The organism is Flavobacterium hydatis, assembly GCF_000737695.1.
Taxonomy (GTDB): domain Bacteria; phylum Bacteroidota; class Bacteroidia; order Flavobacteriales; family Flavobacteriaceae; genus Flavobacterium; species Flavobacterium hydatis.
This window is the reverse complement of sequence record NZ_JPRM01000047.1, coordinates 53,794-76,909: the sequence shown is the minus strand read 5'-3', so window position 1 is coordinate 76,909 and position 23,116 is coordinate 53,794. Positions and strand designations below refer to the sequence as shown.

At 35.4% G+C, this 23,116-nt stretch carries 10 protein-coding genes; 1 reads left to right on the top strand and 9 read right to left on the bottom strand.

What is annotated here, in order from left to right; all coding sequences use genetic code 11:
- Window positions 1–45: 45 nt before the first annotated feature.
- On the top strand, window positions 46–909 hold the full coding sequence (locus IW20_RS25630) for a PepSY-like domain-containing protein (RefSeq protein ID WP_051886111.1): 864 nt from the start codon (window positions 46–48) through the stop codon (window positions 907–909).
- 400 nt (window positions 910–1,309) lie between these two features.
- Here the strand turns inward: IW20_RS25630 and IW20_RS22125 are convergent, their stop codons facing one another.
- The 9 genes from IW20_RS22125 to IW20_RS22085 form a co-directional block, all read right to left on the bottom strand.
- Window positions 1,310–2,287: a ketopantoate reductase family protein gene (locus IW20_RS22125; RefSeq protein WP_051886109.1), complete on the bottom strand. Its 978-nt coding sequence runs from the start codon at window positions 2,285–2,287 to the stop codon at window positions 1,310–1,312.
- Window positions 2,288–2,499: 212 nt separating this feature from the next.
- Window positions 2,500–3,453: a bifunctional helix-turn-helix transcriptional regulator/GNAT family N-acetyltransferase gene (locus tag IW20_RS22120; protein ID WP_035627708.1), complete on the bottom strand. Its 954-nt coding sequence runs from the start codon at window positions 3,451–3,453 to the stop codon at window positions 2,500–2,502.
- A 177-nt stretch (window positions 3,454–3,630) separates the two neighbouring features.
- Window positions 3,631–11,937 (bottom strand): T9SS sorting signal type C domain-containing protein, encoded by an 8,307-nt coding sequence (locus IW20_RS22115; protein ID WP_035627706.1) that lies wholly within the window; start codon window positions 11,935–11,937, stop codon window positions 3,631–3,633.
- Between the two features lie 884 nt (window positions 11,938–12,821).
- Complete coding sequence (locus tag IW20_RS22110; protein ID WP_035627702.1) at window positions 12,822–13,964, bottom strand: exo-beta-N-acetylmuramidase NamZ family protein; 1,143 nt, start codon at window positions 13,962–13,964, stop codon at window positions 12,822–12,824.
- A gap of 319 nt (window positions 13,965–14,283) precedes the next feature.
- A complete protein-coding gene (locus IW20_RS22105; RefSeq protein WP_035627700.1) occupies window positions 14,284–15,588 on the bottom strand; it encodes a serine hydrolase domain-containing protein in 1,305 nt (434 codons plus the stop codon).
- 6 nt (window positions 15,589–15,594) lie between these two features.
- A complete protein-coding gene (locus tag IW20_RS22100) occupies window positions 15,595–18,099 on the bottom strand; it encodes a beta-N-acetylhexosaminidase (protein WP_035627698.1) in 2,505 nt (834 codons plus the stop codon).
- Between the two features lie 21 nt (window positions 18,100–18,120).
- Window positions 18,121–19,593 carry a glycoside hydrolase family 10 protein gene (locus tag IW20_RS22095; RefSeq protein WP_035627696.1) on the bottom strand — a complete coding sequence of 491 codons (1,473 nt, stop codon included), beginning with the start codon at window positions 19,591–19,593 and terminating at the stop codon, window positions 18,121–18,123.
- 378 nt (window positions 19,594–19,971) lie between these two features.
- On the bottom strand, window positions 19,972–21,711 hold the full coding sequence (locus IW20_RS22090; protein ID WP_035627693.1) for an outer membrane protein assembly factor BamB family protein: 1,740 nt from the start codon (window positions 21,709–21,711) through the stop codon (window positions 19,972–19,974).
- Window positions 21,712–21,997: 286 nt separating this feature from the next.
- Window positions 21,998–22,816 carry an alpha/beta hydrolase gene (locus IW20_RS22085; protein ID WP_035627691.1) on the bottom strand — a complete coding sequence of 273 codons (819 nt, stop codon included), beginning with the start codon at window positions 22,814–22,816 and terminating at the stop codon, window positions 21,998–22,000.
- Window positions 22,817–23,116 lie beyond the last annotated feature (300 nt).

The window sequence follows — 23,116 nt, the reverse complement described above, 5'->3', positions numbered from 1 at the left end:
TATAATAAGACGAAATAAACGTTTAACCTATTAAATACTATAATTATGAAAAAGACATTTTTAACAAGTTTCATCGCGCTATCAATTTTACTTTCTGTAGCTTCTTGTGATAGTAATGACGATGCTATCAGTAATGATATAACTACAATCGAACCAACTGCTCTTCCTGCTACGGCAAAAACATTTAAAGAAACCTATTTTCCTAATGCATCTTATAAATCAACAGTAAAGCTAAACTCCCCTAGTTTAAACGGAACTGTTTATGATATTTCGCTTACAAATGGTTTTGAAATAGATTTTGATGCCAATGGGAACTGGACTGAAATAGATGGAGGAAATCAAGCTATACCTACTGCTTTAATTCCTGAGAAAATTAATGCGTATGTTACTGCCAATTATCCTAATTTGTTTATTGTGCAAATTGAAAATGAAAAGACTAAATACGATATCGAACTTTCTAATGGTATAGACTTAGTTTTTACTCCTCAAGGAGATTTTGTCCGAATAGATCATGATGGAGACAACCACAATGAAGTCGTTATTAACCCTACGGATTTACCGCAAACTGCAAAAACATTAATTAGTACACATTTCCCAAATGCAACCATTAGATTGGCTGAAAAACAAAACAAGCCAAGTTCAGACGGTACTGTTTATGATGTTAGTCTTTCGAATAGATTTGAAATAGATTTTGATGTTAATGGTAACTGGGTTGAAATCGATGGAAATCACCAAGCAATTCCTACTGCATTAATTCCAGAAAAAATCAATGCTTATGTGGTAGCAAATTATGCCAATTTGTTTGTAACATCTATTGATAAAGAAAAAACAACTATCGAAGTAGAATTATCTAATGATACCGAACTGGTATTTGATACACAGGGAAATTTTATTAAAGTAGATAAATAAAAATAGAATTCCCAAATAAATTAAAGCTCCTAGATATAGTCTTGGAGCTTTTTTGCATACTGGAGAAAGTTTAACCGCAAAGTGCACAAAGGATTGAATGTACGCGGATAAGACTGATTCGCTATCGCGAAAACGCGGAAAAACACGGATTTTCTCCCGAGACTTCGGGATTATTTTAAAAATCTGTTTTTATCCGCGTCTTTACGAAGTAAATCCGTTTTATCTGCGTTCTCTTTTTGCTACTGATTAAAAGAATTTTTAAACGCATTGATAAGAAAACCTTTGAACCTTTGCTACTCAATTCCTCTGAGCCTTTTTTAAACGTCCCAATAGGAAACCTTTGAACCTCTGCACCTTTGTAGCTCAGTACCTTTTTAAGAAACCTTTGTAACTCAGAACCTCAGAGCCTTAGCGCCTCAGCACCTTCCCCAAAACTTCTTGATAGTTCTGACTTTATTTTTACCAATTCTCCCAATAAAGCTGTAGTTCGTACATCGGTAATTCCGTTTATGAGAGCAGCTTTGGCTATAGCCAAATTAAGCGTTTCAATTTCGGTTTCTCGTTTATTTAGGATATCCTGATAAGTTGATATTTTCTGTCCATCGGACATTTTACTTATAAAAAGAATATTTTCTAAAACGCTATCCATAGTCAGTTCAATACCATATTCTTTGGCAACAATTAAACATTCGGCAACAACTGTTTTTGCAATTTGAAGAACTGCATCATTACGATGAAAAATTCCATTATCGGTTTCTAATAATGGGCATATCGAATTAAAAACACAATTGCTAATTACTTTTTTCCAAATCACAGTTTGTATATCTGCCTCACTACGAAATGTAAAAAGCGTTGTATTGAGAGTATCTACTATATTTTTAAGAACTGTATCAGATCCTTTTATTACTCCTATTGGAGATGGCGCAACTAGTTTAAATCGTACTCTATTTTCTGTTACTGATTGGCTTGTTGCCAATAATACACATCTATAAAGTTGAGTAAATCCGCTATCAATAAAACTGTTTTCTATATGTAAACCATTTTGAAGAAAAACGATAGGAGCTTTTTTTGCTTTTGCTTTAAGCTTATCTGCAAGTTCAGCATTTCCAAATGATTTATTAGTCAATAATATTATTCCGTCGAGCGTTTCATAATTGCTTATCGCGCTTATTGTTATATCAGCATGTAGTATCTTATCCTCTATTTCTACTTCGATACCTTTTGTATAAGCAGGCATATTATCAATGCTTCCTCTAAGGATTGTTACTTTCCTACCGTTAATGGTTAATGCTACAGCCAAAGCTTTTGCAATTACTCCATTCCCGATAATGTATATCTCTTGAGGGTATTCTGGATTATGATTGATTGTTGCTTTCATATTTTTAATTGCTTATGATGGTATGCTGATAAAGGTACGCGGATGATACAGATTCGCTTTCGCGAAAGCGCGGATAAAAACGGATTTTAAACACATCGATAAAAAACCTTTGAACCTTTTCCTCTGAGCCTTTTTTAAACATCCCAATAGGAAACCTTTGCACCTTAGAACCTTAGAACCTCAGCACCTTTTTAAAAAACCTCAGTACCTTTTTAAGAAACCTTAAGCTCCATCTGAATGTTACAACGTTCGTAAGGAGTTGCTCGTCCTACTACTTTATTAAATCCTAGTTTATGGTATAAATTAATGGCTGGTTTTAGGATGGTATTACTCTCTAGATAAATTGCCGAAGCGCCTAAATCTTTGGCTGCATTTACCACTGCCTGACCTAGTAACCAACCGATACTTTTTCCTTGTATTTTGGGTGAAACTGCCATTTTTGCCAACTCATAATCATAATCGGGATCATTCATTTTTATCAATGCGCAAACTCCTACTGGTTCATTATTATAGAGTGCCACAAATATCTTTCCGCCCTTATCCAGAATATATTCTTTTGGATTATCTAATGCTTTATAATCGGCTTCTTCCATCTTAAAATAAGTCGAAATCCATTCTACATTTAGAGTTCTAAAAGCGGTTTGATAACAATCTTCGTACGGAACAATTTGCACGTCTTTACTCTCTCGTAGTTTCTTTTGATCGTTAACTCTTTTAAACAATGTTTTTTGTTCTAATAAAAACTCCCATTCTTCTAGCGCTGCCCATAAATTATGATTTGATTCTTCTATAAGTTCTTCTACGGCGGCTTCTACATCTATACATTGCAATTTTATTTCTTTCGAGAGTAAATTCCCTTTTTGGGTTAAGACTACTATATTCCGACGTTTGTCATTGGCTTTTTCGCTTTCCTGAACCAATCCTGCTGCAATCATTTCCTGAACAATCTTACTTACCGATGGCTGCGAATGTCCTATCTCGTTGGCAATTTCGGTAATGGTTATTTCTCTTTCTTCTGAAAGTAAATAAAACACCGGAAACCATTTTGGGACAAACTCTGTACCGTAAAGCTGGTAAATTTTGGCTGCATCATCGGTTATCATTGTGGTCATTAAACGCAATCGGCTTCCTAATGCCACTTTGCCTACTTTATTAAAAAATTCCATAATATAATTAATTACATAACTAGTTATGCAAATGTATGAAAAATAATATTCCATTACATAAAACCAAGTTTATTTCTGAAAAAAAATACAATTGCAACAACCTTAACAAGTTTCTTTTATAACAAAAAAACCACCAGCCGAAGCCGATGGTTTTCTCTAACTATGAACACAATATATTTAATAAATTACTTTTTTATTCTCCACACGGTTATTATCGAGAACTACTCTTACCAATAATACCTGATTACTGGATCTTAAATTATCAATACTTAATTTTGAATCTCCTACTCCATCTCTATTATAGAGTAAGTTCCCCGAAACATCATAAACAGATACCTGATTGATTTTCTGTTTAAATGTATTAACATTAATCACCTTGTTATCGATACTTACAGAAATTGTATTTCCTGTGGATTCTGAATCTACAATTCCTGGTTTTATAATATCTTTAGGAGTAGGTTTTGCCGATGTAGGATCACAAATCGTTATAGCTACCGGATAATACTGCTCACAAGAAGCACTATCTCTAATAAATAAATTACCTGTGTACGTTCCTGCTGGAACATTAGCTGGTATTGCGATTGTTTGGATAATACCAACACCATCAATAAATTCATTAGATGTAAGACCTTGATCTGCTAATAATGCATTATTTGCCGTATCATCCCAATCTATAAAATATTCTGTAGGATTACCTGTCTTTTCAGAATACAATAGCGTTGTATATTGCAAGTTAGTACTTGAACAAACTGAGGTAATTTCTTGTGACATTTCAATAGTAGGGATTGTACCTATTCTTACCTCAAAAGTTGAGCCTAAGCTACTAGTACCAAATGCATTTTTTACAGTCAATGTTCCTGTATAAACGCCAGAAACTGTTCCTGTAGGAATAGTAATCTCAATAAGACTAGATGGTAATGTCGCATCTGTAACCGCCACAAAACTATTTGCAGGAGAGGCATCCCAAACAATACTATACGTTATCGGATCTCCTGTAGTACCTTTATAAGACAAGGACGTAGAGAGTGCTCCATTACAAATACTTTTTGTTCCCCCCAAAGCTATAGTTGGCACTGGGATATCTTCGATTGTGATAGATACGGTTTGAACTCCTTTACAAAGGCCAAAGTTTAAAATCATAGTTCCTTGATAAGTTCCAGGCTGAGCATTTGCAGATACTACAATCGTGTCTATAACATCGCCTTCTTCTTTAAAGGTATGTGCCGTAAGAGGCTGATCTTGTAATAAAGCAGCATTTGCCGCGCCATTCCAATTAATAGAATATCCTGTAGCACCGCCCAAAGAACTAGTGTATGTTAATGTTGTCGTTTGAGCATTTGTACTAGTATAAACTGCAGCAATTGGTTCTGATGAAACAAATGCAGGTGTCTCATTTACTGTTACTGTAAAGTTTGTACCTGAACTAACTCCTCCAAGTGCATTTTTCACGGTCAAAGTTCCTGTATAAGTTCCCGCTACAGTTCCTGCTGGTACAATAATTTTAATTGAACCATCCTGCAATACCTCATCAACAACAGCTGCAAAAGTATTCGCCGGAGATACATCCCAAACAATACTATATACTGTAGGATTACCTGTAGTAGCATCATAATCTAAGGGTGCACTTTGTTCATTTGTATTTGAACAAACATTTATAGCCGAAGTAGATAATGTTATTGTAGGCGCGCTTTCATTAATGGTTATAGATACTGGTTGAGATTTTATACAACTTGTTCCATTAGAAATATACATTGTACCCGAGTACGTTCCTGCTGGAACATTCGCAGGTATTACAATTGTATTTATAATACCATCTCTTGACGGAAAGGTAAATGGAGTATCTCCTTGATATACTAATAAAGCGGTATTTGCCGTAGCATCCCAATCAATAGCATAGATTGTAGGGTTTTCTGAACTTTCAGTATATGCTAATTCCGCATTTTGGCTAATAGTACTCGTACTGACAGAAGCAATTGTTCCTGTTGTAAGAATATAAGGGGTATAATTTACAGTTACACTAAAAACTGAACCCGGACTACTTACAGTACCATTTGCATTTTTCACAGTTAATGTGCCTGTATAAGTTCCAGGTTTTGTTTTGTCACCAGGCTTAATTGTGATTGGACTAGAAGGCAACATTTCATCAGTAACATCCTCAAAATAACGTTTTGCAGATCCATCCCAAACAATACTGTATGTCGTTGGATTTCCAGTTGTGCCAGTATATCCCAATGTTGTAACTATATCATGAAACAAACTATAGTCTATACAAACATCCTCTGCAGATGAGTTTAAAGCTATCGTAGGTGCTGGAGCTGGGTTAATCGTTATAGATACTGGTACAGTTTTTTCACACATCGTTCCATTAAAAAGTCCCATTGTTCCTGTGTAGGTTCCTGCTGGAACATTAGCTGGTATCACAATGTTATTTATAACTCCTCCGCTTGATACAAAAGCAAATTGAACCTCAAGTTGGTCTACCAGTGAAGCAGCGTTAGCTGTATCACTCCAATTAATATAATATTCTGTGGGATTTCCTGTAACTCCAGAATATTCTAATTCAGCATTTTGTGAATTTGAACTTGTAACAACTGGATTAATTATTCCTATTGTATTAATTATAGCAGGACCATCAACAGTTACTGTAAAAGTAGAACCTGGACTACTAACAGCACCACTTGCATTTTTCACAGTTAATGTGCCTGTATAAGTATCAGGTACTGTGCCTGCGGGAATAGCAATCGTAATTGGGCTAGCTGGCAAAGCAGCATCGATAACAGCTACAAAATTATTTATTGGGGATACGTCCCAAACAATACTATATGTTACAGGATCTCCAGTTGTACTACTATATCCTAATGTTGTAACTGTATTACCTGGTACACTTAAGTCAATACAAGCATCCTCTGCAGACGCGTTTAATGCTATAGTTGGTAATACTATTGGATTAATTATTATAGTAATCTTTATTCTTTGTTCACAAGAAGCCTCATTAGAAGCATACATAAAACCTGAGTACGTACCTGCTGGAACATTTGCCGGTATTACAATTGTATTTATAGTACCTCCGCTTGCTGAAAAAGTATATGGAGAAGTAGGCTGATCTACCAATAAAGCAGCATTTGCCGTAGCATCCCAATCAATATAATACTTTGTAGGTAAGCCCACATCAAGAGGAAGACCAAGAGTTCCTGTATATGTTAATGACGTATTTTGCAGGTTACTACTTGTAGTAACAGGAGCAATCCTACCATTTGTAAGAATCTGAGTAGGTGTTCCTATAGTTACACTAAAAGTAGAACCAGGGTTGCTAACAGCACCATTTGCATCTTTTACAGTTAACGTGCCTTTATAAGTGCCTGGCAGTATGTCTGTAGGAAGAAGAATTTTGATTGGACTGGCTAGTAATTCTTCATCCGTAACTGGTACAATACTATTTGTCGGAGTCGCATCCCAAACTATACTATATGTTATCGGATTTCCTGTAGTTCCTGTATAGGCCAATTCAGTACTTTGAGCAAAATTTCCGCCACCATAACAATTATTAAGCGTCGAAGATACTAATGCTATCGTAGGCAATACCATTGGATTAATTGTTATTATGATAATTCTATCAATAGAACAATTATTATCTCCTTGAAGACTCATTCCTCCCAAGTAAGTCCCTGGAGGTACATTTGCAGGTATATAAATGTTGTCTATAACACCTCCACTAGCTACAAAAGTAAACGGAGTAACCCCCTGGTCTACTAATAAAGCTGCATTTGCAGCCCCATTCCAATCAATCGAATAACTTACTGGATTACCTGTAAATCCTGAATATGCCAATGTTGCATTCTGCGCAGTGCTACTTGCAGTAATCGGATCAACTGTTGGTAGTGAAATAATTGAAGTTTCCTCATTTGCAATAATAGTAATAGGTGCACCCAAACTTATATTACCTCCTGCATCTTTTACAGTCAATGTTCCTGTATACGTTCCTGGATTTGTTCCCGCTGGTACAGTAATTAATATTGAATTAGGTGATAATGTAGCATCTACAACAGTTACAAAAGTATTTGTAGGAGAAGAATCCCAAAGGATACTATATGTAGTAGGATCCCCTGTAGTGGCACTATAATTTAAGAATGTATATTGTTCCGTATTAGGTCGAAGACAAACTTGTATCTCTGGATTTGATAATACTATTGTTGGTAACGCTTTATTAATCACTATAGATACTTGCAAACTTGTCTCACACTTTTCACCATAAATCTTCAAGATACCTCTATAAGCTCCTGCGAAAACGTCTGCAGATATCTCAATGTTATTTATAATGCCTCCACCAGACACAAAAGCAAATGGAGTAATAGACTGATCCGCTAATAAGGCATTATTTGCTTGCTGATCCCAATCAATAGAATAACTAGTAGGATTACCACTCGTACTAGTATAAGTAAAAGTAGTCGTTTGTGAACTGGTGCTTGTAGTAACAGGATCAATGGAGGCCACAAATCCTGGTGCGGAAATATTAACAGGCTGATTTGCTTTTAAAGTAAAAACTGAACCTAAACTTACAGTACCGTTTGCATCTTTTACTGTCAACGTTCCTGTATAAGTGCCTCCATTAGTATTTCCGGGGATATTAATTGATATAGGAGAAGTTGGTAATGTTGCATCAGTAACTCCCGCAAGATTATTTGCCGGAGATGCATCCCAAATAATGCTATAAGTTATAGGAGTTCCTGTTGTCGCGCTATAACTTAATGTTGTACTATTTACAAAAGCATGGACATCTGGGCAAATGTCTTCTGTTGCTGGAGCTAATACTATCGTTGGTAAAGCATTTATTGTTAAATTTAAATCTACAAACTCTTTACAAACTCCATTATAAATAGTCATAAAACCTGAATAACTTCCTGCAGGAACATTTGCAGGTACCTGAATATTATTTATAATACCTCCACTTGAAGAAAAAGCAAATGAAGTATCACCTTGGTCTACTAATAAATTAGCATTTGCTACAGCGTTCCAATTAATGGAATACCTTATAGGATTAGATGTAGTCGCTGTATAAATTAAGCTTGCATCCTGGCTGCTGGTGCTTGTATTAACTGAAGTAATTGTTCCTGTTGTAGCAATTGTAGGTCTTGGATTTACAATTATCGTAATGACAGAGCCTGTACTTACACAACCATTTGCATTTTTAACTGTCAATGTTCCTGTATAAGTACCAGCACTAATTAAAGGAATAAAAATTTCAATTACATCTGCCCCTAATTCTTGATCAGTTACTGATATTAAATTATTTTCTGGCAACTGATTCCAAGCAATACTATAGGTTAAAGGAGACCCTGTGGTATTACTATACGCCAACTGTAAAATTTGTCCTGCACCATCAAACGTACAAGTACTAAGTTCTGTTTTTGTTAATACTATCGTTGGTGATGGATTTACAGTTACAGTAAATACTGAACCTGGACTACTAACAGCACCATTTGCATCTTTTACTGTCAATGTTCCTGTATAAGTACCTGGTATAGTACCTGCTGGAATAGCAATCGCAATCGGGCTAGTTGGTAAATTAGCATCGGTAACTGCTACAAAACTATTTGTAGGAGATGCATCCCAAACAATACTATAGGTTGTTGGGCTTTCTGTAGTTGCACTATAACTTAAGGTTGTACTTTGCGCATTAACGCTTGAACAAACACTAGTTGCCGAAGTGGCTAATGTTATAGTTGGCAAAGCATTTACCGTTATAGATATAGATTGAGAAGCAAAGCAAGCATCATTATCTATATATAATATACCATTATAAGTTCCTGCTGGAACATTAGCAGGTATTACGATCGTATTTATAACGCCTCCACCTGACGCAAAAGTAAAGGGAGTATCCGCTTGATTTGTTAATAAAGCCGCATTTGCCGCCGCATCCCACTCTATAGAATAGTTTACGGGATTAGATGTAGTCGCTGTATAAGGTAAACTTGCATTTTGACTACTTGTACTTGCGTTAACCGAAGTAATTGCTCCTGTTGTTGCAATTGTAGGAGTCTCTTCAACGCCTATAAAAAATTGGTTACCAATACTTATACAACCATCTGCGTTTTTTACTGTCAATGTACCAGAATAAGTTCCTGTAACTGTTCCGCCAGGAACTACAATCGTAATTTCGTTCGCTGGCAAAGTTGCATCGATAACGTCTGCAAAACTATTAGCCGGAGAAGAATCCCAAACAATACTATATGTTACTGGAGATCCAGTTGTTGCTCTATAAAGTAACCCTCTATAGGTTTCATTAACTTCTGAACAAAAGCTTCCTGTCAAAAGTGATGTTGTTATAGTTGGTAATGGATTTACGGTGACAGTTGTAGCCGCAGAATTTGCAGTAGCACAAGATCCATTTCCAACTACAGCTCTAAACTGTGTTGTTTCTGTTAATACTCCCGAAGAATAAGTCGAAGTTGTATTAGCAATATCTGTCCATGTAGTAAACGGACTTACAGCAGATTGCCATTTAACAACTAATCCTGTATGACCAGATAAAGTTAATAATCCGCTTGCACTTCCAGTACATATTGTAGTCCCCCCATTTACTGTTCCGCCTACTGATGCTGGCAGTATTGTTATAGATATAGGCTGAAGTACAAAACAAAAAGTATTATAAATCGTCATTACTCCTGAGTAAGTTCCTGATTGAGCATCTGGAGATACAACAATATTATTTACAACACCTCCATTAGGATCAAAAGCAAACCGAGTACTAAATTGATCTTTTAATAAAGCTGCATTTGCGGTGTCATCCCAATTAATGTAATAACCTATAGGATTAGCAATGGCTGCAGAATACGCTAATGTTGTATTCTGTTCAATATTACTTGTACAAACCGAAGCAACTACCCCTGTAGTAGTGATTGAAAGAGGTGGGTCTACAATTACAGTAATAGGCACACCTAAACTTACACAGCCTATTGCATCTTTTACCGTTACTGTACCAGTATATGTTCCTGCAACTGCTCCCGCAGGAACTATAAAAGAAATAAAGCTATCAGATAATGCTGTATCGATAATAGCTGGAAAATTATTTGGTGGAGATGGATTCCAGACAACACTATATGATACTGGAGAACCTGTAACACTATAAGATGAAGATTGACTAATCTCCTTCCCATCCCCACAAACTGATTTGTTTGGTGACTGAAGTGTTAAAGTTGGTAATGAATTTACGGTGACAGTTGTAGCTGCAGAATTTGCAGTAGCACAAGATCCATTTCCAACTACAGCTCTAAACTGTGTTGTTTCTGTTAATACTCCCGAAGTATAAGTCGAAGTTGTATTAGCAATATCTGTCCATGTCGAAAACGGACTTACAGCAGATTGCCATTTAACAACTGATCCTGTATGACCAGATAAAGTTAATAATCCGCTTGCACTTCCTGTACATATTGTAGTCCCCCCATTTACTGTTCCGCCTACTGATGCTGGCGACACTTGTACTGTAGCTGTATTATTAGCTGTAATAACAGAAGAACAGGTGTTTGATTCAAGTTTTGTAATGGTTATCGTGCTTGATCCTGCTGTGGTTAATCCTACTGCTGTAAAAGTTCCTGTACCTGCAGTACTAACCGTTAGATTTGCCGTTAATGCTGTACCATTAGGACTGCTCCTGTTATAAGTAACCACATAATTACCAATAGGTAATGAGGCAGCACTACCTGTTAAAGTTATTGTAGATGTTGTACCACTAGAAGCACAAATACTTGTAGCTGTGGCAGATGTAACACTATAATTAGGACAAGAATAAGAAATAATTATCCTTCCAGCTGCACCAGCACCCCCAATTTGTGGGCCAACTAATGCTGAGTTTATAGCTCCACTACCTCCACCTCCGGGAGGAGATCCTGCATTACCAGGTGCGTTACTTAAAAGCAAACCCGAAACTGCCGTACCTCCGGCACCACCAGAACCTGCTCCTGCACCACCAGCGCCAGACGAAAGTAATAACCCTAAAAGGTTCCATGAGTTACCATTACCTCCGTTTGTACCTGCAAACTTACTAGAACCTGCAGAAGCTGCAATTGTCCCTCCAATTCCTCCTAGAGGTGAACCTCCTGTATTATTGGCGCTTCCTCCTGAACCTCCTGCGGCTAAAATAGTCGATTCAAAACCTGTAATAGTAGAATTTCCTCCTGAAGCTCCTGCTCCTGAAGTACCTGCGATTTGACTAGCGACTACTACATTTAGAGTTGCTCCTGGAGTCACTAAAATTGGAGCACTTGCATAAGCGCCTCCACCTCCACCAGCAGCACCTCTTCCTAAAAGCAATGGGGCGCCACTGGCTCCGCCGCCAGATCCGCCACCGCCCCATGCCTGAACAATGACACTAGTTACACCAGCGGGGACGGGAAATGTCCCATTATTGGTGTACGTTTTCGTTGATCCCGCCTGGGACCACGAATAAGAACTAATAAAGACGAGTAATAAAAATAATTTTAATTTCATAATAGTAGGTTTTAATAATGAAAAAAATCAGTTAATTATTTGGGGTAAGGGGTATTTATAACTGGGAGTATTAAAAAGAAATCTTATCTGATTAAAACAACATAAACAGTATTTCTTTTTTAAGGAACACTAAATTACTAAGTAATTGAATTACAGGTATTTAAAAATTAGAAACGTAAATTTAACCAAAAAATACTGCGAATAATTAAATAATAACACATATTATAATGTAGTACAACAGATAAAGTATCATTCTTGCCAAGTATTTAACACATTATATATCAATAAGTTACAAATATCATTTTGTTACAATAAAACAAGTTTTTTATTGTTGAGGTAAAGGTGTGGATTGTATCGCAAGATTGTTTGAAGAAGGTACAAAGGTGCAAAGGATTGGTTTACGCAAAAGGGGAACGCGGATAAAACGGATTTACTCCGTAAAGACACGGATTAATCACGGATTTTTTTGAAGAAGACACAAAAATGAAAAGACTTAGATTACGCGTAAAACAACCATAATCTTGTCTTCCTAACGAAGGAAGGATCTCCGCAAGAAACTAACATAATGTAGTATTAGATTGTGGAGCTACTCGCGGAGACCCCTCGTGCCTCGGGGTGACAAAATTGTTTGAAGAAGGTACAAAGGTGCAGAGAGGCAAAGATGCAAAGGATTGGATTGCGCATAAAAAGGAACGCTGATAAAACGGATTTACTCCGTAAAGGCACGGATTAATCACGGATTTTTTTATTTAACATTATTAAATCCGTTTTTTTCAGCGAATCCGCTTCATCAGCGTTCCCTTTCTGCATTACTTACTTTTCACAAAAAAAGCCCTAACAAGTTTTTAAATCCTGTTAGGGCTAAGTCTGTCTATTTATTATTCTTATTTGTAAATCAGATATTGCGCTCTCATTTTTTTGAAGTCTCGTAAACCTTCTTTCCAACTATTTCTTATTTCTTCTTCTGAGGTTCCTGCCTCTATTTGTTGTTGTAGTTTTTCATTTCCTGCTCGTATAGAAAATTTTCTTTTGTCGAAAAACTTAGATTTATCAGCCGTTGTTTGGTATGCTTTTATAAGCCATTTAATTTCTAGTTTGTTAATTCTCGGAATTGCCGACAAATCCTCTCCATTACATTCTACTCCATTATATAAAGGGTCTTTATCTCCAAAATTTGGTTTGGGTGTAAATGCAAAATCGCTTTTCGGTAAATATGGAGAACCATAAATCTGGAATTGTTTTTCGGTTCCACGTCCCATACTTACATTTGTACCTTCAAAAAGACACAAACTAACATATAAATTAATCGATTGGTCGTTAGGCAAGTTTGGAGAAGGTCTTACAGGCAAACTATAACTCATGCTTCTGTCATAATTTAAACACGGAATCACTGTCAGTTTACACTGAATCCCGTCTTTTAGCCATTTCTCTCCATTAATCATCTTAGCTTCTTCGCCTAGCGTCATTCCGTGAAGCAAAGGAGTTCTGTGCATTCCTATTCCGCTTTGAAAAGCAATATCCAAAACAGGCCCATCTACAATACCAATATTCGGATTCGGGCGATCCATTACTATCAACGGAATATTATTCTCTGCGCATGCTTCCATTATTCTGTGCATTGTAGAAACATACGTATATAATCGTGTTCCTACGTCTTGCAAATCAAAAACCATGACATCAATTCCTTTTAATTGCTCTGGACTTGGTTTGTTATTTTTCCCGTAAAGGGAAGCAATCGACAAGCCTGTTTTTGAATCGATTTCATCTGATACGTGTTCGCCTGCATCGGCAGTACCTCTAAAGCCATGCTCTGGGGCAAATATGGTTTTTATCTTTACTTTCTTCTCTACCAGAAAATCAACGAGATGGGTTTTATTGTCAATGATTCCTGTTTGGTTGGTTACAATACCGATAGTTTTTCCCTTTAGTAAAGGCAGGTATTCGGTATAGTTTTCTGCACCTGTTTTTATTTTTTGCGCAAAAGATACTGTTGTAATTAGTATGCATATTATGGTTAGTTTTTTCATATGAGTTTATTTTTTTATGACAAGTTTTTTTCGCTAATTTTTGTTTCTCGCAGATTTAGGAGATTTACATTATGATAAATTGTACAAATTGTTTCACACAGATTTTACAGATTTAAGCAGATTTAATTTAAATTTTTAATCTGTGCTGATTTGCTTAAATCCGCTGAATCTGCGTGAAAAAAAATCCTTTTAATCTGTGGCAGAAAATTTAACCGTAAAGGATGCAAAGTTTTACGCAAAGTCCACAAAGCTTTAAGCCTACAACTTTTTTTCATACAAACCAATTAGTGAAAATTTGTGTAATTAGTGGCACCTTTTTTTAATTATTTATTTGTTTCCAAATCTTCGGGCAAAAGTCATCTTTGTACATTAATCGATTCGTTCTTGTTGGATTTACACGATTGGTAAGAATAATCAAGAACCTATCATTATCCCGATTCAAAAAGAAAAACGTTCCTGTAAAACCTGTATGTCCAAAATCATTTTCTTTATAAAAAGCATCGGGTTTTCGTTTATCAAAACCAAGTCCGCGATAAATTCCTTCTTTCGCTAAAGGTGAATTTGTAAATGTTGTAACCACTTTTGCTTTTAGAATTTGTTTTCCCTGATATTTCCCATTGTTAAGCAACATTTGGCAAATTACCGAGATAGATTGTGCATTGGCAAACAAACCTGCGTTTCCTGAAACTCCGCCTAAAATAGCCGCAGCTTCATCGTGAACATATCCTTTAATGGTATCTTTTCTGAAAAAATTATCAATTTCAGTCGGTATCACATTTTGTTCCGAAGTCCATTTTAAAGGATTATAGCCAATTTTTGAAATCCCTAATTCTGCATAAATTTTATTTGCTAGTTCATCCAATTTTTTGCCTGTATTTGTCTCCATCATTTGTTGTACCAGTATCAGGTTTAAATCACTGTACAAATACTTCCCTCGAGGATTGATATTGGCTACAGCTATTCTCTCATATATTGTATTATAAAATTCGGGATTTACCCACATGTTTTTATAAACTTGTACATAATTAGCTTTTGGCTCAAATGAAAGGTACTTAGAATCATAAAAAATGTTTTTATTTACATACATATTATCAAACAAATCAGGATAATTCTCCGACTTTTCTTTGCTTAATAAAGGTGATCCATCTGGTGTAGATAACAAGCTTTGATAAAAAGTAATACTCGGCGTTAGTCCCGAAGTATGTGTGAGTAACTCAAAAAAAGTTAAATCGGCAATTGCTGTGTTTTTATACATAGGAACTACATCTCCCAATTTATCATCTAATTTTAATCTGTTTTCTCCCACCAAACGCATGGCAACGACAGTTGCTCCTAAAACTTTAGACATAGAAGCTAAATCGTACACGTCGTCTGTTTTTACTAACTCTTTTTTTGAATAATCGTGATACCCATAATTCTTCAAAATGAAAACAGAGTCTTTGCTACCTACAATAATTTGTGCTCCGGGAAAGAACCCTTTTTCGAGCGCATTATTCATCATCGAATCGATGTAAACTTGATTTTGATTTGTATCAAAAGACTTTTTTGGACTTTTTAGAGAATGGCAACTAATCTCTAGAAGTATCAAAAAAACAAGTACGATTTTAACTCCTATTTTCTTCATGTTCTTTTATGGATTTACTCGCAAGTCCTGACCTGCCATAAGAGGTTCGTTGTTTGTTCCTGTAATCATTATTCTAACTGCTTTTACAGGTTTCTTTGGGTAGATGGAAGCATTTCCGTAATCAAAAATATCTCCTTTTTCAAAATCAGTTCCATTATATGAGTATTCAACATAACCATCATTTACAATGAATCTTGGGTGATGTGGAATCCCTGTTAATACATCAATTTTTGAAGAAGTAACAGGATTGGTAAATGTGTATAAAATCCAGTCGCCACTTACACAAGGAACATCGGTGCGTAAATAAGTCTCTATATTATAATCTTCTAATCTTGAAATTGGAAATTTAGGATTTTCAGCCATCGATGAGGTCACTTTTACCTCTGGTTCCATATAAGGTGAACAATTGAAATTTACCTTAGCCGAAGATGCTGTAGCTTCTTTATTTTCTACAGTAAAATCTAAACGATAGGTGTTTTTTTCATTGTAATTATCAATCACAAATCGCAAACGAGGTTTTGATTTCAACGTTTTTTCTTCTGCATAAGTTTGGATTAGTTTATCATTTTCATAAAGCGAAACAGCTTTAATTACCCCGCTAATAGACTCATCTGTAGTTGGATTAAATGTTAGATACCAAATTCCTCTTTTATCAACATGCTCCGAAATATTCTCTGAAATGTTTAACGTTTCAACCTTTGATGTATTCCAATTTGCAACTGGTAACTTCTCTACTTTTACCGCAGGACTTGCAGAATCTTCATTAAAGAAAGTACGGAATAAATATTGCTCATAATTCTTTGTCTGAATTGGTCCTGTGTACAAAGGCGATTGTCTTGTTGGTTCATTTCCTTGCGCATCATAACGCACAACCGCTCCTTCATAAGGTGGTGTTACAGTAATGGTTCCACTTTTATAAATTGCTGTTGGGGGAAAATCTCTAAAAGCAATTCCCATATTAGTCAAACGTTGTAAATGACTATTGGTTAATCTTCCGTAAAAATTATCCCAGTTTTTATCTTCTTTTTTAGACCATCCAATTTCTGATAAAGCACTAATTCTTGGGTAACTTTGGTATTCTACAAATCTTGTTGGGCGATCTAGATATTCGCTCCACAAAGCTCCTTGAACTCCTATTATCAGTTTTTGTTGTTCGGGAGTTAAATCGTTATCTGGAATTGGCTCAAATGAATAGGCTCTTTTTGTATCGGTAATTGCTGCCCAACGATGACCTCGCTCATTTTCTGACTGTGCCATATCAAAATAAGTATATTGTCCCGGCATCATAATGGTTTCATAACCTCTTTTAGCCGATTCGATTCCGTAGCTAATTCCTTGCCAAGCACTAATTAAAGTATTTGGATTTATTTCTCCGCCTTTTAAAATTTCATTCCAGCCATTTGTTTTTTTATGATATTTATCGACAATGGTTTGAACTCTTCTAAGGAAATAATTCTGAAGCTGAAAACTATCTGTAAATCCTTCTTTCGCCATCAAAGCCTGGCATTTTGGGCAATGCTCCCAATTGGCTCTGTTTACCTCATCTCCTGCAATATGTATATATTCAAAAGGAAACATTTCTGAAACTTCTCTAATTATAGAATCTAGAATTTGATAGTTTTCTTCACGTCCTACACACCATACATTTTTTACTTCTCCCTGTACACTTTTTGTTTCCTGAGTTGTAACACATCCTATTTCTGGATATGCTGCCGTTACTGCACGTGAGTGTCCCGGAATTTCGATTTCTGGCATGATTGAGATTCCACGAGCTGCTGCATAAGCCACAACTTCTTTCATATCGGCTTGGGTATAATAACCGCCATAACGTTTGTTTCCTGAACCATAGGATGGTAATAATACTTCTCCTGGCCCTCTCCAAGCTCCTTTTAGGGTTAAATCTGGCATTGATTTAATCTCGGCTCTCCAACCGTTATCATCGGTAAGATGCCAATGAAAAATATTCATTTTATGTGCTGCCAACCAGTCGATATAATTCTTAACCGTTTGCTTATCAAAAAACTGTCTTGAACAATCAAGCATCATTCCGCGCCATTCAAAACGAGGGTAATCTTCTATTTTTACAAATGGTATTGTTCCTTTTTTTACTTCTTTGGCTGAGCAAATTTGTAATAAGGTTTGAAGCCCGTTTAGAACTCCGTTTGAAGATTTTCCTTTTATATGAACTCCTTTTTTGGTTACGCTCAATTCATAACCATCATTAGGAAGATTTAATTTTTCATCTACTAAAAATGATATTCCGTCTTTTTTATTACTTTTTCCAATAGAAACAATTGGTTTAATTCCTGTGGTTGCAAAAAAATCACTTCCTATATAATCGGCACTTTTTTGCAACTTTTTGTCTACCACAATTTGTACCGATGAAGGAATTATAAATGTTCCTTCTTTCTGTTCTATTTTTACTGGCTGCGGAATTATATCGAGTTTCTGAGCCTGTAATACATTCAGTGAACTCAGGAAAACTGCGATTAGTAGCATACTTTTTTTCATCTTTTCTGGTTTTTGGTTTTGTTAAAATTGTATTGGAATACTTTCCGTTTGTGTGGTACTCAAAGCGGTAATGGCATAAATGTATTTATCAAAATTAGCATTTGGTATTTCTAATTTTGTAGCTGTGGTTACGTAGTAAATATTCTCTGAGCTAGAGAAATCGGTTATTTTTCCTTTGGCAAATCTATAAATCACATATTTTTTATTGTTCAATCCAGCCTTCCAGGTAAGCAGTCCTTTATCTCCACTTTTAGCAATTGTAGCGTTTATTGGTGGTTGTGGTATTATCCTAGTAATTCTGTTTGCCTCGGGTGTTAATGCGATATATTTATATTCTTTTTCGATAAGGGGTTTTCTAAGTGTATCTCCTTTTTTTAGAAAATTGTTTGCTGTAAAATACATGGAGCCATCTAGTAAAGGCAGAGATCGAACCATTTCTATTTGCTTCACAATCTGATCCGGACTTCTCCACTCTGGCTCTTTTGCTGTTTTTGAAAGCTTATAAACTCCGTGACCTACATACACATTTGTCCCGTATTTATGTTTTGCCCACCATTTTGTCAAAACTTCAAAATTTGCTCTGTCAAAACCAATGTGCCAATATATTTGAGGCGTTACATAATCTATCCAGTTTTCTTTTTGCCATTTTAAAACATTGGCATACAAATCATCATAGTTTGTAGCTCCTGCCGTCGTATTTGATCCTTCTGAATCTTTGGCAATATTTCGCCATACGCCAAAAGGTGAAATTCCGAATTCGACTTCTGGTTTATTTGCAATTATGGTATCTCTGATCTGTTTGATTATTAAATCGACATTGTCTCTCCTCCAATCGTCTTTGTCCTTAAACTGTCGAGGTTCTTTGGCAAATGCCAACTCATCAGGAAATTCTTGTCCAGCGATTCTATATGGATAAAAATAATCATCCATGTGTATTGCCTGAATATCATAATTCCGAACTATTTCGCCCACTACCGAAGCAACAAAATCTCTGGTTTCTTTGTAACCGGGATTAAAATATCTGGTTTTTCCGTACGTAAGGAATAGCTCTGGTTTCTTAAAATATAAATGTGTTTTTGCAAGTACATCTTTGGTTGTATCTTTTTGTACTCGATAAGGATTTAGCCATACATGCACACTCATTCCTCTTTTTCCAGCTTCATCAATCATTAGTTGTAATGGGTCAAAACCGGGAGCAACGCCTTGTGTTCCTGTTATCCAATGTGATGCTGGCTCTTTTGTAGATTTGTAATAAGCATCGGCTGTAGGACGAATTTGAAAAATTACAGTGTTCAGATTATACGATCGTAAATTATCCAGAATTGTTATCATTTCGGCTTTCATCGCTTTGTCTGACAAACCTGGTTTTGAAGGCCAATCTATATTATCGACAGTAGAAATCCATGCTGCCCGCATTTCTCTTTTAGGCGGTTGCTGTCCAAAAAGATTGGCTTGAATTAGCAACACTAGAATTAAAATTTTTAAGGTTTTCATAAATTCTATTTTTGGTTAGTTATTTTTATCTGTTACGAGAAAAGTATTCAGTATCGGTATACAGTCTCATAAGCTTGTTAAATCATTTTAATCTTTAGCGGAGAATTTAACCGCTAAGTTCGCAAGGTTTTACGCTATGCTCGCTATAGTATTAATCTGTTTAATCCTTTAATCTGTGGCGAAAAAATTAACCGCAAAGCTCGCAAAGGTTTTACGCTAAGCTCGCAAAGGCTTTTCCTAATATTGTCATTTCAGAAATGACAGACTAGACGAAACAAATTACTCTAACAAATAAATTCCTCCCTCAATAAGTGATGTCCAAACGTTCCCTTTATCATCTACTGTAAATCCATTTACACTCGAACTTCCTAAATTAATTTATTTTATAATCTCAAATTTCTCTGCATCTACAATAACAACTTCTCCTTTTCTGCTTCCTATATATATTTTATTGTTACTTTCTATTATTGCTGCCGGATTATGTTCGTACCCTAGTTTTAAATCTAAAACTTTGCTTTTTGCAATCAAATTTTCTTCTGTCAATTCCAGATTGTCACTTAATGGTAATCTTAGCAATTCGCCATTCATTGTTTTTGCATAAAACCACTTTCCTTCTTGACTTTTCCCCATCGATTCTCTAACTTTCCATTTAGAAGTTCTTAAAAGAGTTTTACCTGTTTCGATATTCAAAATGGTTAGAAAACGTTCGGGAGTAACAAAGTAAAGTCTGTTTTTTGTAGATGCTACATTTACATTTCCAGCCGAGTATAAAAGCTGATTTGTATTACCGTTATTCCATCTCCAAATAAGTGCTCCCGTATTTTTATTTAAGCAATATACATTGGCATCCCATGCTCCAAAAATGATTTTATCACCTTGTATTAATGGTGTTCCTTGCGAATACGATTGTGGTAAGTTATTCTTCCAGATTACCTGTCCGCTAACGGCATCAATACAAATAAATGCTGTAGAACTTGCTGTATAAATTTTATTATTCTCGACAATTGGCGAACCTACCAAAACTCCGCCAACTACTATGCTCCATTTTTGCTTTCCCGATTCGACATTAAACCCTAACAAATTCCCTTCTATCGTACCAATAACAAGATTGTTTTTTACAATAATTGGTGCGAAATAAATTGCGTTTCCTGTTTCTGTTTTCCAATTAAGCGTTTTATTTTTCAAATTAACCGATTGTATCTCACCAATAGAATTGGTAAAATAAACACTCTTTTTATCAAAACAAGGAACACTATAAATAGATGCAATGTCTTTTATAAATGGAGGGAAATTAGCCTCTAAATTGTCTTTTGGAATTTCAATTTTTGAAGGTTTTGTTGGAACTGAGAAATTAAATACTCCTGCTTTACCTATCATTTTCTGATAAACACTAATACTATCATTACTGATTACAACCTCGTTATAACTTTTTGTTTTTCCGTCGCGTGAAGTAATAGATGCTCCCATTATTCCGCTTAATCCCGAGAAATCGTATTTTTTTAAAGTATGTCCGTGACCACAGAAACTTACAACTGTAGGATACTTTTCTAGAACAGAGAGTACTTCTTTATAATTACTCACACTATTATCTAATGGGTAATGTGCAAAGTTCAGTACTTTTTTATTGCTGTTCTTAAGACTGTCTTTTAAGGTTTGGTCAAGCCAAAGGACATCTTCATGCTTTACAAAACCATCTCCCATTTTCATGTATGGACCACACGGAAATCCGATAAAAAGATAGTCTCCTTTTGAAAAAACAAATCTATCATTGCCCCATATTTTTTTATACGTTAGTCCTGCGCTTTCGCTCCAATTGGTTTCGTGATTTCCTGAGATTACATAATACGGAATTTTCAGTTTTGCAAGAATTGAATGTACTTGCTTTAGTTCATCGTCTGCGCCACGATTTGTTAAATCTCCTGTTACTACAACAAATTCATTATCCGAATTATTGATTTCTTTTATAATGTCTTGCAACAAAAAATCATTTTCGTTCCCCACAGAAACATGCAAATCTGTAAGTTGTACAAACTTGATATTCCCTGATTTTTCTGCCTTCTGAGAAAACCCTGATGCAATTATAAAAAGTAATAATATTATCGAAAATGAATGTTTCATTGGTTTGTTTTTTACTTTATTTTGAAACAAATTATATTGTGGTTACGTTGTGTTAGACGCAATGCGGTGCGTCTCTACAAAACATCTTTGTGTTTTTTCTCTCGCAGATTTAGCAGATTTAATTCGTGTAAATTCATTAATTCGTGGCGAAAAAAAATCTTTTGATCCTTTAGACGCAATGTCTGTTATTGTTGCGTTAGACGCACTGCGGTGCGTCTCTACACTGTGCGTCTATATGCGTATCTATAGGAAACCTTTGAACCTTTGTTTCTCTGAACCTTTGTACCTACTTTACGCTATTGAAAAAATTATAAAAAAACAGTAATTGAAATTTCAGGGAGTTTTCCCAATATTCGATATTGTGTTTCCCTGGACGTTCTATATAATCATGATTTATTTTTAGACTGAGCATCTTTGTATGAAGTTCTCTATTTACATCAATAAAAAAATCATCCACACCGCAATCGATAATAAGTTTTATATTGTTGCTCTCTACCAATCCGAGCATATTTACTACTGTATTTTTGTCCCAATTATCAGGAAATTCTGTTATGGAACCTAAGCGTTTTTTTATATCCCATTTTTCAGGAAACGGACGAAAATCTACTCCTCCACTCATACTTCCCGCAGCTCCAAACACATCCTGATGTTTAAACGAAAGATACAATGCTCCGTGTCCGCCCATACTAAGACCTGATATGGCACGACCCTCACGACTTGCAATTGTTTTGTAATTTTTGTCTATAAAGGGAACTAACTCTTCTACAACATAAGTTTCATATTTAAAAGTTGGGTCAATCGGACTATCAAAATACCAACTTGAATAATTTCCATCAACACCAATTACTATAAATCCATATTTATCTACCTGTTCTCCAACTTCTTTAAAACTTTTTACCCAAGTTGCATAATTTCCGCTATATCCATGAAGCAGATACACAACTGGTAAATTTTTCTTGCTTTTTTTGTAATTATCAGGAACTATTACACACGTCTTTATGTTTTTATTCATCGATGTGCTAAACACTTGTATTGTGTCTGTCTTAGCCGCTTTTGCCGAGAAAAACAGAAATACTAAGAGTAATGTATAGATTGTTTTTTTCATAGAATTATGGTTTCTTTTGGTTAAAAAGGGGCAATAGCTTTTCTTCAAAATGTATGAGAATTTTTATTTCTAATACATTTTGACAAGAAAATATAACGGGTTAAATGATTTAACTTTCTTTCTCTAAGTCCTTATTTCACTGACTTTAAAGCTACAGCTAGGTCAATAAAATTATTCTAACCATATAAGCGATATAAGTTCATTTAAGTTTTATGCCAATCAGCCATGCTTATATTTCCTTTTATCTCTTATATGGTTAACTTTTTTTGTTACAATCTTATTTATTTAATGAAACTCAAA

Coding starts and splice junctions, on each gene's coding strand:
- IW20_RS25630 (WP_051886111.1), top strand. CDS start 46: ATGAAAAAGACATTTTTAACAAGTTTCATCGCGCTATCAATTTTACTT.
- IW20_RS22125 (WP_051886109.1), bottom strand. CDS start 2,287: ATGAAAGCAACAATCAATCATAATCCAGAATACCCTCAAGAGATATAC.
- IW20_RS22120 (WP_035627708.1), bottom strand. CDS start 3,453: ATGGAATTTTTTAATAAAGTAGGCAAAGTGGCATTAGGAAGCCGATTG.
- IW20_RS22115 (WP_035627706.1), bottom strand. CDS start 11,937: ATGAAATTAAAATTATTTTTATTACTCGTCTTTATTAGTTCTTATTCG.
- IW20_RS22110 (WP_035627702.1), bottom strand. CDS start 13,964: ATGAAAAAACTAACCATAATATGCATACTAATTACAACAGTATCTTTT.
- IW20_RS22105 (WP_035627700.1), bottom strand. CDS start 15,588: ATGAAGAAAATAGGAGTTAAAATCGTACTTGTTTTTTTGATACTTCTA.
- IW20_RS22100 (WP_035627698.1), bottom strand. CDS start 18,099: ATGAAAAAAAGTATGCTACTAATCGCAGTTTTCCTGAGTTCACTGAAT.
- IW20_RS22095 (WP_035627696.1), bottom strand. CDS start 19,593: ATGAAAACCTTAAAAATTTTAATTCTAGTGTTGCTAATTCAAGCCAAT.
- IW20_RS22090 (WP_035627693.1), bottom strand. CDS start 21,711: ATGAAACATTCATTTTCGATAATATTATTACTTTTTATAATTGCATCA.
- IW20_RS22085 (WP_035627691.1), bottom strand. CDS start 22,816: ATGAAAAAAACAATCTATACATTACTCTTAGTATTTCTGTTTTTCTCG.